Here is an 11,801-nt window from a genome sequence, read left to right on the forward strand (position 1 = left end):
GAAGGGCCAGAAGAAGATCCTGGGAGGTCAGAAATGTTCGTCACCCTCGTTTCCACCGCCGGCGCGATCATCGCCCTCGCGCTGCTGGTGCTCATGTCGCTCAGCTCAGTTCTCCCCGAAGCCATGGACCGATTCGCCGCAGCCCGTCATTCGGCGAGCGACGGTGCGCAGCAGTCGCAGATCAGTCCTCGGACGAGCCGGTACCCAAGCGACGCCGGTTCATCCGCGACAGCACGTCGTACCGGAGTTGCGGCGGTTCGGGGGACTGGGAGCCGGGCGGTTTTCCAGGCCGGATCCGCTGGGCCCCTTCCGTGGTGACGGTTAACATCGATCGGCGGGCATTTGCCCCGGGTGCGGATCGCAGCAAGGCCAGCCGGTGCAACGTCTCGCTGTGGTGGCCGATGATCGTGACACGCGCGGAGTCGAATGAGAAGAGCACGGCCCGGTTGATCTCGACGATCGCCCGGTCCCGCCACAGGGTTCGTTCGGTGGAGGTGTCCATGCCCAGCCGTTCGGCCACGCGCCGGGTGATGCCATACGCGCTCTCGTCGGCCAGGCCACGGGTGCCGATCTCGGTTCCCACGAACCAGGTGTTGAACGGCGCGGCGGGGTACCGGATGCCGCCGATGAGCAGCTGCATGTTGCTGATCAGGGGCACGGTGTGCCAGCGGAGTCCCAGCTCGACGAACCACGGCAAATCCGGGTGCTCCAACGGAACTTCCTGCACGACGTCGCGCGGGACGGTCACCAGTTTGGCGTCGGTCTCCGGCGAGCATGTTTGGATCGGGAAGACGTCATCACGGAAAGCCGTCACGGGCCGGTACGTAGTCACGATCACCGATTACTCGTCACTTCGCACGCGTTCTTCTTTTCGGCGAACCTGCGAATCCCCGATCGTGTGTCATCCCTCTTGTAGTAACAATCTTCGGCTCGACATCAGCCACTCTTGACCGCCCAATCGGGTGAATAACTTCGTTGTCGATCGTGGATTTGGCCAATCGGCCGATGCCGATGCCGATGCCGATCAGCGGAAGGGTCGACGGCGCTGCGGGCAAACCTCGACGTCCGATCGCCCCAGCAACCGGCCGACCGGTCGACCGGTCGACAAAGCTAATGCCGTGACTGCAACGAACGCGACCAAGTCCGTGCTGGAAGGCATGTACGCGGCGGAGGCCGAGTACATGGCGGCGGACGGCCCAGGCGAAGCGAGTTTCGCACCGCTCGCCGAGTTCTTCTCACCCGACGTCGTCCTGCACCAGGCCGAGGCGATGCCCTACGGCGGCACCTGGCACGGCCACCAGGGCATGGAACGGTTCTTCCTCGCGATGAGCCGGACCTGGGAATCCTTCGAAATGCTGGAGCAAGACTTCCTCGCGTCGGACAACACCACGGGCACGGCCGTAGTGCTCACGCACGTCCGGGCCCGAGCCCGCGAAACCGGGCGAGATCTCGAATTCGCCATCCTGCAGACGATCGCGATCCGCAACGAGCAGATCACCGAGATCCACCCGTTCTACTGGGACACCGCCGCAATCGCCGACATCTGCGCGAACCCAGCGCCGACGCAACACCAATCCCACTGACAGCCGCGACTCCGACGAGCCGCGCGGTGCGCATGCCCTGAAATGGCCCGGAAATCCTTGGACTCGGCGACGAAGTGCTTGCTGTGCTGGCGGGATGAGCTCCTTCTGGACAGGCCGGCTCGCACGGCTGCGGGGCATCGAACGCGAGGATTGGCAAGCGTTCATGCGGATGGACTCGAACTCGGCGTACCAGCGGTCGGTGGACGTTCTGCATCCACCGCGTTCAGCGGAGGGGTGTCCAGCTGTTCCGGGAGCTGGGTAAAGATGTGTCGTTTCGGGTTGGCATGGTTTGCCGCGAAGGAACTTTGCAGGCTGGCGAGAGCCAAGCCAGTCTGTCGGGAACCTGGTTTTCCAACATGGCTGGGTGGCGGCGAGTTGCGTCGTGACAGCCCGATGGAAACCCACGTAAGACCAGCACTGTGCTGGCGGCGGGTATCGCCACGGTAAGACCAGCGCCGGACGGTTCTCCCACGGCGTGGCCATCAGCGACAAACACCAGCGGCGGGGATACGCGTCCGACGCGCTCGCGCTCCTGCTCCGCTTCATGTTCGGCGAACGCCGCTACCACAAGTGCGAAGCGCGAATCCTCGCCTACAACGCCGCATCGCTCGCGCTGCACGACAAGCTCGGGTTCGCCTCCGAAGGCCGGCTGCGCGACCGCGAATTCTTCGCGGGCCGCCACCACGACCTGGTCATCATGGGCATGACGGCACCTGAGTTCTCGGAACGACACGGCTTCGGCGAACTCTGACCCGGCGATTCCAGACACGGCGCTAACGGCCGACCGAACCGTCGAGCTGTTCGCGGGGGATGCCGACGTGGCCCGCGCCGAGCGGTCTCCTCGATCATGTGGACCGGAACCCAACGCATCGACGGCGGCGGAGTTTCGCGGAGCGCTCGCGCGCCGGGCACGTCCAGGCCCGACGGCCCTGCCGGTCAGCACGATCAGGACCGCGTCGGGCTCGTACACGCCACGAGCCCATCGACGTCACCGGCGTTGAGCCGTTCCAGCACGAACCGGTTGAGGTCCCCCGGCTGCGTCGCACGCTGGCGCCCATTCGTCATCGCCTTCATCTCCGCATCTGTTCAGCAGATCCCGTTCAGACGGTGGCAGATGGCAGATGGCAGTGACGGGGCGTCCCGATCGAACCTGGCTAGATGCGTTCGAAGATCAGGTCGTGGATCTCGCGGCCCTCTTCGTGCGCCCGGTTCTCGAACTTCGTGACCGGCCGCCACTCCGGCCGCGGCGCCCAACCACCCGGCTCGTCGGCGTACCGGTTGCGCAGCTGCGGTTCCGCCTGGCAGACCTCCAGCATCTGCTCTGCGTAGTTCTCCCAGTCCGTCGCGAGGTGCAGCACACCGCCCGGCGCGAGCCGGGAAGCGATCAGCGCCACCGAGCCGGGCTGCACGAGACGGCGCTTGTGGTGGCGCTTCTTCGGCCACGGGTCCGGGAAGTAGATGCGCACCTCGGCCAGCGACGCGGGCTCGATGTGGTCACGCAGCAGCACGATCGCGTCGCCGCGGAGCAGCCGGAGGTTGGTGACCTCCAGCTTCTCGGCGCGCAGCATCAACTGGGCCAGGCCCGGCTTGTAGACCTCGACCGCCAGGTAGTTGGCGTCGGGTCGGGCGGCCACGAGCTGGGAGGTCGTCTCACCCATACCGGAACCGATCTCCAGCACGACCGGGGCGGAGCGGCCGAACCAGGTCGCGAGATCCAACGGGCCTTCGGGCAGCGCGGTCACATCGGAACCCGACTCGGACCAGTGCCGGTCCCAGGCGCGCTGCTGACCCGCCGTCATCCGCTCGCCGCGTTGGACGTAGCTGACGACGGTACGACGGAACGGAACCTGCTGGTCAGAGGCATTCACGGGGACTCAGTATCGCAAACGGGCGGCGAGCCCCGGCGACCGAACCCCGCCCCGCCCGAAGGCGGGGTCGGCAGGTCACCAGGCTTCGATCTGCGGGAACATCGCCACCAGGCCAGTGGCCAGCTTGACCGGCACCGGAACCGGCTCGGTGTCGCCGTGCACCGGCACCACGTTCAGCCATCCCCGGTGCCCGTCGGTCAGCACCACGGTGGTGGGCATCCGCATCGGCGCGCGGTCCGACGGCGCGTATTCCCAGTACCCGGCCTCGCCGACCCCCGCCCATGGCACGAAGACCCAACCCGGTCGGGAACCGAGCACCGCCTGCGCCTCGTCCTCGACCTCGAACGCGGCGTCCCGCGACTCGATCTCGCCGCGGTCCAAGGCCCGCAGCCACCACGGGGCGGGCAGTCGGCGCTTGGCGCCGTGCAGCTTGCGGAACAGTCCGAGCACCTGGTGTTCGGGTGCGGTGTGTATCCAGCTCCGACGCAGCGATGCGGGTGTCGCGGCCTCCAGCGCGGGCGGGTGCGCTTCCGTTGCCAACGACCATTCCAGCCTGGGCACCGGCTCCAGCTGGACGTCGTTCACAGACCGCCGCGCTCGCGCACCGCCCTCCTGCGCCTGGACTACCGACCGATCCTTCGACTGCATGATTCGGCCTCACCCTTCTGCTGTTGAGAAAGTTGCGAGCCCAAACTCGCCCTCGACCAGCGCATGCCCCCAAGCGACGCTGGTTCGGGACATCCCAACTCATGCCTTACCACAGCGAATATCAAGAATGAAACAGGCATGTTAATTGTGCCTAAAATCACGTATCTACAACGTCTTGGGCTGATGCACCGCTGATCGGCTCGACAACTCGACCTCGTGCGGATGGAGTGGACAGGTGCCAGATCAGACGATCCAACAGGTGGAGATCGACGGCGGCGTCGTCGTCGGCGTGGACAGTTCCGCATCGTCGCTGCGTGCCCTGCTCGTGGCGGCCGAAGAAGCCAGACGCCGCAACACCGTTCTGCACGTGGTGCGGGCCTGGAGCTTCCGGACAGCGCCGCGACCGGCGGACTGCCCGCCGAATGTCGTGCCGAGCCTGGACCAGTTCCAGCAGACGGTGGTGGGGGACACGGAACGGATCGTGTCCAACAAGCTCGGCGACCACGCCGACCTCCCGGTCCAGATCCACGTGGTCCACTCGCCCTCGCCGCAGGCGCTGCTGTCGGCGTCGAAGGGAGCGGACCTGCTCGTCGTCGGCCATCGGGGCCGCGGCGGGTTCGCGGGCCTGATGCTGGGGTCGGTGGCCGAGCAGTGCGTTCGCCACGCGGCCTGCCCGGTGCTGGTGGTCCGCCCCAACGTCTAACGGGAACAGGCAGCCCGCCCGTTCTTCTGCTCGCACCGGATGGGCGGTTTCGCACGGAATCGCTGCGGCGCCTCGGGGTGTGCGGGCTCTCGTGCGGAGGCGTCGCCAGTGCGGAGGACGGACTGCAGCTGCGGTTCGGCGCGTCAGCGGCGCCTGCGCGATAAGGCATGTGAGCAGCTGAAACGGCTGCCGCTCAGTCGCCCATGCGCCCGGCGTGGGACAGCGCCCTGCGTGGGACAGCGTCCTGCGTGGGACAGCGTCCTGCGCTCCCTCGCACCAGGCGTCGACCTGCACGTCCCGCCGCGCAGGTCGATCAGCGGCACGAATCCGGAGGCTCTAGCCATGTCGTCGAGGAACGAGACCGCAGTCCCATCCGCCTCCGTCACCACGCGCCGGTCCTCGTCGAGAAGAGCCTTCAGGAACTGCACTGGACCTGTGGGGATGCCTCCGCTCATGAGGCGCAGCTCGCCCTCGACCTCGGGATCGTCCTGCCATCGCCGTCGGGTCGAGGGCGGGGTTTTCGAAAATGACCAGATCGTTCGTCCAATGCGATCACCGTCCATCCACTCGCCAGGCCCAGGATGCCCGGGACAACTCGTCCACCGCTCGCACGACGTTGGTGGCGCTGCCGACGTCGTGGCACCCGTCGCTGGCTAAGCCGCCCCTCGCGGGGGCGGCTCGCCTACAGAACCGGACGTGAAACTTTCGCTTCATCCGGCTCCTCGATCATGTGGTTCTTGACGTGAATACCTCGGCGATGTCGACTCGTTTGGTCTGGTCGCTGGTGTTGTCGCGGCAGTGCTGATGAAGGGCACGCATCCTCGTGAGGTCAGTCAGCCCGTTCCATTGGGGAGGGGCGAACTGTTTTATGGTGGTGGTGTCCGCATCGGTGAACAGCAGTCGGCAGTGTGCGCACTTCCCTTTTTGGCGGCGAAGCAGGATCGCCGTCCTGCTCGTCGTCAGCGGGTGGTCACGCAGCCTGTTGGCCCAGTAGACCAGGTTCCCGTCATAAGGGCTGGCGTGGCCGCGCACCTTCACATGGCGCTTGATGGGAATGTCCGCATGTACAGCGAGCCGCGGACCGTCCAGAGTGGCGAACTCCAGACGGCCTTGATCGCGTCGTCGCCAATACTTCGCGAATACCCATCCCGCGCTCTTCTTCGGGTGACGGCGGCCGGCCCAGTGCAGCAACGTCGAGACAACCGGTAGTCACAGGAGGCGAAGACCTTCTTGGCGACCACCGTGCGGTAATACATCGACCATCCCCGGATCACCGGGTTGAGTGCGCTGATCAGCGCCTCGTGCGGCGCTGTCTTCCGCGCTCGGACGATGTCCCGCATGGCTCGATGATGCCGCTTGACGGCATCCTTACTAGGCTTGATCAGCGTCTTGACCACGGGCTGTTTCCGCCCGTCACTACCTGGCCGATGTTCCTTGGTCACGTAGCGACGGATGTGGAAACCCAGAAACTCGAAACCGGCTGGCCCATCGAGAGCGAGCCGGGTGTGAGTGATCCGGGTCTTGGCCGTTTTCAGCCGCAACCCGATCCCGCTCAACCATTCCTCCGCGATGTGCTGGGCCTTCTCGATCCCCGCACGGGTTGGATGCAGGACCACGAAGTCGTCGGCATAGACCACGACCTGAGGTCGGTCGCGGCTGCCGAACGCTGAGGTGATCACTGTTTCCAGACCGTGCAGGGCGATCAACGCCAGCAACGGTGAAATGACCCCACCTTGCGGGCTGCCCCGCCAGGTAGCCTCCAGAGCCTTGCCCTCCATGACCCCAGCGGTGAGCCATCCCTTGATCAGACGACGCAACTGGGGGAACGTGGCGAATTTGGCCAGGAGTGGTTCATGCGCGATGTTGTCGAAACATCCGGCGATGTCTGCATCCAAGACGGACTTGTCCTTCTTACAGGTCGCATCGAAGATCGCCGCAATCGCATCATGCGCCGAACGGGCCGGGCGGAAACCCTAGCTGTTCGGCTCAAACCTGGCTTCCCACTCGGGATCCAGCGCCAGCTTCGCCAGTGCTTGAAGTGCCCGATCCAGCATGACGGGAATACCCAGCGGGCGCTTCTCCGCCTTGCCGGGCTTGGGAATCCAGACCCGACGCACGGGTCTCGGTTTGATCGTCTCCGGACGCCGCAGGCGATCCACAAGTAGCCAGCGCTGGTCGGGCGGGACGGAAGCCACTCCGTCGATCCCGGCCGTGTGCTTGCCCTGGTTGTCCTGCGTCACCCGGCGCACCGCCAGACAGCGAGCGGCTTCCGATTTCATCAACAAGCGTTGCAAACTACGAACTGCCGCCACATCGCCACGACACGAGGCTCGGAAGATGCGCTTTTGCAGGCGGTACACCGTGGTCTCCAGCTTCCGCCAGGGAACCGATGCCCAGTCTCCGATCGACCGCCCGTCACCGGGCAGACCGTCGTTTCCGTTTCTCCCCACTACTCACACCCCTTTCCTTCCACATGACCGTGCCCGCGTCGGCCTATCGTGGGCGTTACCCCACGCGTTCGCTTCTCGGGCAATCCCGCCCCATACCGGCATGCGGCCTGGTCGCCTACTCACCAAACCCGATGAGAGCCTGCACGGGGTTACTCCGTTCCGAATCGTCCGTTTGACGCTGCCCGTAGGTCCGCACTGTCTGCCGGGCCACCATGGCGGATGCACGGGCGGACACCGATGGACCTATCCGCCCCGATGGACCATGCCCTTGCGGGCCAGACCCGCTACCTCGCGTGGGTCTGATGCTGCTAACGACAGTTCGGGCGTGCGTTCGTCTCCTGACCATAGGCAGCCTGCTAGAGGCGTCCCGGACGTCGAGGTCGCCGGTTATCCCCGTCACGTCCCTGCTTCCACAGCATTGATAACCAGTCGCAGCCATGAGGACGTCGCTTTTCCTCCATGCACCATGAGGGGCCGGGATCGCACCGACCATCGGACAATTCAGTTGTGACCAGGGCGTATGCCCCGGCCCCTTCCATCCCCCGCCATCGGCGGTTTCGGAAGAACGGATCACAGCCAGCGCAGCAGCGTGGCGAGTTCGTCCAGGATTTGCCGATGCTTCATGGCACGCATCCCTTCGACACCACCGACAGCTACGCGCTGCGAGCTGGCATTCACACTCGCGTTGCCACGGAGATCACCTGGGAGTCCAGAAAGCACAGGGCCCGGGCCATCCCCCGAATGACAGCCCGGGCCCTCCCCCGTCCCGACCGCCGGCGCCCCCGAGCGCTATTGCAGTCGGTCGAATTTGGTCGTGCCTGTCGGCCCCGACGTCAGCCCTCGCGCGATGTCCAATGCGGACACTGCGTGCCGCAACGGTTACGGCGCACCGAGTAGGCGACGTCTGCGGCTCGATCTTGTCCCCCCGATCCTATCGGTTGACGTGATCAGACTCTCGGCCGGGCCAGGTAACGTTTTGCTTTCCCTCGCCCAACTGGGCCTTTCTCCAGTTGATCATGAAAGGTCAACTCAAGATCAGTTCTCGCAGGTCATGCGTCGCGCCGCCGGACGATGATCAAAGCGATCACCCACACGGCCACCGCGACGGCCGCGAAGTAGGCCAGCGCGCCCCACGGACCGAACGGCATCTCGCCGACCCCGGCGGTGCCCGAGATGAAGTGGTCGGCCGCGTTGAACGGCATCCACTTCCGCACGTCGCCGCCGACCTTCGGGATCAGGCCGACCAGGCTCTCCACCAGCAGCGGCCAGAGCAGCAGCAGGGCAACCGCGCCGGCCGTCTGCCGCAGCAGGGCACCGACCGCGACCGCCAGCACCGCGCTGATGGCGAACACCAGGCCGACCCCGGCGACGTGGCGCCAGTCGTCAGCGGTGGCGAACGCGAGGTTGGAGCTTGGTGCCAGCAGCTTCGCGACGCCCCAGGAACCGAACGCGGCCACCTCGCCGATGATCAGGGCAACCACCGCGACGACCACCGTTTTGGCCAGCAGCGCGGTGGTCCGGTTCGGCACCGCCTGGAAGGTCGCCCGGATCGTGCCGAACCGGTACTCGGTGGTGATCGACAGCGCGGCGAGCACCAGCACCACCATCAGCCCGAACTGGTAGCCGACCTGCGTCATCGGCACCGAAATGCCGCCGTCGGACTGGGTCGCGAACAGCATCGCGAACCCGATGGTCATAGCCAGAGCGAGGAAGGTACACCACCACGGGGACTTGGTGGAGAAGAGCTTGATCCGTTCAACGGCGAGCAGGGTCATCGGGCCACCTCCGAGGCCGTCGGCTCGGACGAGGCGGCGCCGAGACCGGTCTGGTATTCGACTGCGTTGCTGGTCATCTGGATGAAGGCGTCTTCCAACGAGCTCCGCTGCGCGGTGAGCTCGTGCAGCACGATCCCGTGCTGCGCGGCGAGTTCGCCGATCTGCTCGGTGCCGACCTCGTCGATCAAGAGCGTGTCCGCAGCCGTCGACCGCGCGCTCAGCCCCTGCGCGCTCAGCAGCTGCTGCAACTGCGCCGAGCTCGGCGAGCGCACCAGCACGCCCTGCGTGCCGGCGTTGTCCACGAACTGCTGGGTGCTGCACTGCGCGATGAGCTCGCCGCGCCCGATCACCACCAGTTCCTCGGCGGTCAGGGCCATTTCGGACAGCAGGTGGCTGGAGACGAAGACGGTGCGCCCCTCCGCGGCCAGGCCCTGCATGAACCGCCGGATCCAGTGGATGCCCTCCGGGTCGAGCCCGTTCACCGGCTCGTCGAACAGCAGGATCTTGGGGTCGCCGAGCAGCGCGGTGGCGATTCCGAGCCGCTGCGACATGCCCAGCGAGAACCCGCCCGCCTTGCGGCGCGCGACGTCCTCCAGGCCGACCATGCCGAGCACCTCGTCGACCCGCTTCGCGGGGATGCCGTTGGACTTCGCCATCCACTGCAGGTGGGTGCGCGCGGACCGGTTGGGGTGCACCCACTTCGCGTCGAGCAGCGCTCCCACGGTCCGCAGCGGGTGCTTCAGCTCGCAGTAGGGCTTGCCGTCGATGCGCACCTCACCCGCGGTCGGCCGGTCCAGGCCGAGCATCATGCGCATGGTGGTGGACTTGCCGGCTCCGTTCGGGCCGAGAAAACCCGTTACCCGGCCGGGTTTCACGGTGAACGACAGATCGTTCACCGCGACTTTCGAGCCGTAGCGCTTGGTGAGGCCGAGCGCCTCGATCATGATCACTCCTGTCGGGCCGATAATGCCGCGGCCCACCCGGGCCACACTCCAAAGCCTGCCTGGTCGACCCTTGCACCGGCATCGCCCCCGCGTCTGGACCTGGGGTCAGCCTGGAGTCGTAGTCGACCCCACCAGCAGGATGACCTCTCAGGGTTCTCCCTGAGCTTGGTGGACATGCGCCAACCAGCAATCCCGGAATCCGGGCGTCCGACGTTCCCCCAACCCGCACCGCCACCCGCACCGTCCCGCAGCCAGAACTCAGCGGAACAAGCGGTTCAGGGCCGTGGCCAGGCCGTCCTCGGCGACCGGCCCGGTGACCTCGTCGGCCGCGGCGCGCACGACCTCCGGCGCCTGCCCCATCGCGACGCCGCGCGCCGCCCAGCGCAGCATCTCGATGTCGTTATCCCCGTCACCGATGGCGAACGTGTCCTCGCTCGCGATGCCCAGTTCGGTGCGCAGCTTCTCCAGCGCGGAGCCCTTGGTCACGCCCTCGGGGACCACCGTGACCCACGGCTCGTAGTGGTCCAGCGTGAAAGTGCAGCCCGGCAACCGAATCCCGGCCAGCACCTCGACGACCTCGGCGGGCTCGTGATCCACCCAGTTCGCGATCAGCCGCGGCACCGGGACGCTGACGAGTTCGTCCAGCGACGCCAGCTGTTGCGGGCCGTGCAGCTCCTCCTCGTGGAACCTGGAGGTCACCAGGCTGCCCGCACCGACGTCCTCGGCCGCGAAGATCGCGCCGGGCAGCCGCCTGGCCAGCTCGGCGAGCACCGGCCCCGGCTCGAAAGTCTCGACGGACAGCACTTCCCGCGCCGCGGCGTCCACCCGCACTGCGCCGTTGGAGCACAACGTGACTCCGCTGGTCAGCTCCAGGTCGTCGAGGATCGGCAGGGTTCCGAGCGTGCTCCGGCCGGTCGACACCACGACCTGGGCGCCCGCCTCAACCACGCGGCGCACGGCCGCCCGGACCACCGCGGAAATCTCCTGGGTGGCCGGATCGAGCAGGGTCCCGTCGACGTCGAGGGCGATGAGTCGGGGCTTCCACGCGGCGTCAATCACCACCGCAGGCTAGCCGCCGATGCGCCCCGAAGCGCCTGGTTGGAGGCGCAATTCACGCCTCGCCCGGTTTGACCAGACCGGTCTCGTAGGCCAGCACCACCGCCTGCACCCGGTCCCTGATGTCCAATTTGGACAGGACGCGGCCGAGGTGCGTCTTCACGGTGGCCTCGGACAGGAACAGCTTGCCCGCGATCTCGGCGTTCGAGAGCCCCTTCGCCACCAGCACCAGCACCTCGCGCTCCCGGTCGGTCAGCACGTCCAGCACCGATGCGTCCCGCAGCTGGCCGCCGCGCTCGCCCAGGAACCGGTCGAGCAACCGCTTCGTCACGCTTGGCGCGACCACCGCGTCACCGCTCGCGACCGACCGCACCGCGGTGACCAGGCTCTCCGGCGGCGCGTCCTTGAGCAGGAAGCCGCTGGCCCCGTTGCGCAACGCGGACAGGGCGTACTCGTCCAGGTCGAAGGTGGTCATCACCAGGACCTTCGCGCTGTCGGCCGCGACGATCCGGCGGGTCGCCTCGACGCCGTCGAGAACCGGCATCCGGACGTCCATCAGGACCACGTCCGGCCGCAACCGCTCGGCGAGCTCGACCGCCTCCGCGCCGTTGCCGGCTTCGCCGACGATCTCCAGGTCGTCCTGAGCGTCGAGCACCATCCGGAACCCCATGCGCATCAGTTCCTGGTCGTCGACCAGCAGCACCCGCACCATGTGGAACACCCTATCCAAGCTGCGATTTCAGGACTTTCCAGCCACTCGGCCCGGGTGGCCGG

General features: G+C 66.8%; 12 protein-coding genes and 2 pseudogenes. 3 read left to right on the forward strand and 11 right to left on the reverse strand.

Annotation, left to right across the window (positions count from 1 at the left end):
* Positions 1-181: 181 nt before the first annotated feature.
* Entirely contained in the window at positions 182-838 is a 657-nt protein-coding gene (locus FDZ84_RS38780) for a nitric oxide synthase oxygenase (protein ID WP_371812835.1), read from the reverse strand.
* Between the two features lie 280 nt (positions 839-1,118).
* On the opposite strand from FDZ84_RS38780, the gene FDZ84_RS11290 reads away from it, so the two are divergent.
* Positions 1,119-1,583 carry a nuclear transport factor 2 family protein gene (locus tag FDZ84_RS11290; RefSeq protein ID WP_246868937.1) on the forward strand — a complete coding sequence of 155 codons (465 nt, stop codon included), beginning with the start codon at positions 1,119-1,121 and terminating at the stop codon, positions 1,581-1,583.
* A gap of 457 nt (positions 1,584-2,040) precedes the next feature.
* Positions 2,041-2,334 (forward strand): annotated as a pseudogene (locus FDZ84_RS11295) (GNAT family N-acetyltransferase); the annotation flags it as partial.
* 403 nt (positions 2,335-2,737) lie between these two features.
* Here FDZ84_RS11295 and trmB read toward each other — a convergent pair.
* Both trmB and FDZ84_RS11305 read right to left on the reverse strand, forming a co-directional pair.
* Positions 2,738-3,382, reverse strand: a complete 645-nt coding sequence (gene trmB / locus FDZ84_RS11300) for a tRNA (guanosine(46)-N7)-methyltransferase TrmB (protein ID WP_246869153.1) — start codon at positions 3,380-3,382, stop codon at positions 2,738-2,740.
* Positions 3,383-3,526: 144 nt separating this feature from the next.
* Positions 3,527-4,099, reverse strand: coding sequence for a hypothetical protein (locus tag FDZ84_RS11305; protein WP_210435513.1), 573 nt, complete (start codon positions 4,097-4,099; stop codon positions 3,527-3,529).
* A gap of 235 nt (positions 4,100-4,334) precedes the next feature.
* Between FDZ84_RS11305 and FDZ84_RS11310 the strand changes: the two genes are divergently transcribed.
* Positions 4,335-4,802: a universal stress protein gene (locus tag FDZ84_RS11310; protein WP_223839760.1), complete on the forward strand. Its 468-nt coding sequence runs from the start codon at positions 4,335-4,337 to the stop codon at positions 4,800-4,802.
* Between the two features lie 726 nt (positions 4,803-5,528).
* Here FDZ84_RS11310 and FDZ84_RS37715 read toward each other — a convergent pair.
* The 8 genes and pseudogenes from FDZ84_RS37715 to FDZ84_RS11335 all read right to left on the reverse strand — a co-directional run bounded on the left by FDZ84_RS37715 (position 5,529) and on the right by FDZ84_RS11335 (position 11,739).
* Positions 5,529-5,840 carry a hypothetical protein gene (locus FDZ84_RS37715; RefSeq protein ID WP_210435443.1) on the reverse strand — a complete coding sequence of 104 codons (312 nt, stop codon included), beginning with the start codon at positions 5,838-5,840 and terminating at the stop codon, positions 5,529-5,531.
* The gene (locus FDZ84_RS39965) at positions 5,837-6,244 is read right to left on the reverse strand and encodes a group II intron maturase-specific domain-containing protein (protein WP_256413751.1); all 408 of its coding nucleotides are present in this window, start codon (positions 6,242-6,244) and stop codon (positions 5,837-5,839) included. The genes FDZ84_RS37715 and FDZ84_RS39965 overlap by 4 nt, the downstream gene beginning before the upstream one ends.
* A 21-nt stretch (positions 6,245-6,265) precedes the next feature.
* Positions 6,266-6,763, reverse strand: a pseudogene (locus tag FDZ84_RS39970) (reverse transcriptase domain-containing protein); the annotation flags it as partial.
* 12 nt (positions 6,764-6,775) lie between these two features.
* Entirely contained in the window at positions 6,776-7,252 is a 477-nt protein-coding gene (locus FDZ84_RS37725; protein WP_256413678.1) for a reverse transcriptase N-terminal domain-containing protein, read from the reverse strand.
* Between the two features lie 1,049 nt (positions 7,253-8,301).
* Positions 8,302-9,027 carry a hypothetical protein gene (locus tag FDZ84_RS11320; RefSeq protein WP_168585856.1) on the reverse strand — a complete coding sequence of 242 codons (726 nt, stop codon included), beginning with the start codon at positions 9,025-9,027 and terminating at the stop codon, positions 8,302-8,304.
* A complete protein-coding gene (locus FDZ84_RS11325) occupies positions 9,024-9,971 on the reverse strand; it encodes an ABC transporter ATP-binding protein (protein WP_168585857.1) in 948 nt (315 codons plus the stop codon). The genes FDZ84_RS11320 and FDZ84_RS11325 overlap by 4 nt, the downstream gene beginning before the upstream one ends.
* A 258-nt stretch (positions 9,972-10,229) precedes the next feature.
* Positions 10,230-11,030 (reverse strand): HAD hydrolase family protein, encoded by an 801-nt coding sequence (locus tag FDZ84_RS11330; RefSeq protein WP_246868938.1) that lies wholly within the window; start codon positions 11,028-11,030, stop codon positions 10,230-10,232.
* 52 nt (positions 11,031-11,082) lie between these two features.
* A complete protein-coding gene (locus FDZ84_RS11335) occupies positions 11,083-11,739 on the reverse strand; it encodes a response regulator transcription factor (RefSeq protein WP_168585858.1) in 657 nt (218 codons plus the stop codon).
* Positions 11,740-11,801: the final 62 nt, after the last annotated feature.

The organism is Saccharopolyspora sp. ASAGF58, assembly GCF_012277335.1.
Classification (GTDB): domain Bacteria; phylum Actinomycetota; class Actinomycetes; order Mycobacteriales; family Pseudonocardiaceae; genus Saccharopolyspora; species Saccharopolyspora hattusasensis.

What these genes read in the sequence shown, in the direction of transcription:
- trmB (WP_246869153.1), bottom strand. Translation starts at nt 3,382, where the DNA reads ATGACGGCGGGTCAGCAGCGCGCCTGGGACCGGCACTGGTCCGAGTCG.
- FDZ84_RS11305 (WP_210435513.1), bottom strand. Translation starts at nt 4,099, where the DNA reads ATGCAGTCGAAGGATCGGTCGGTAGTCCAGGCGCAGGAGGGCGGTGCG.
- FDZ84_RS11320 (WP_168585856.1), bottom strand. Translation starts at nt 9,027, where the DNA reads ATGACCCTGCTCGCCGTTGAACGGATCAAGCTCTTCTCCACCAAGTCC.
- FDZ84_RS11325 (WP_168585857.1), bottom strand. Translation starts at nt 9,971, where the DNA reads ATGATCGAGGCGCTCGGCCTCACCAAGCGCTACGGCTCGAAAGTCGCG.
- FDZ84_RS11335 (WP_168585858.1), bottom strand. Translation starts at nt 11,739, where the DNA reads ATGGTGCGGGTGCTGCTGGTCGACGACCAGGAACTGATGCGCATGGGG.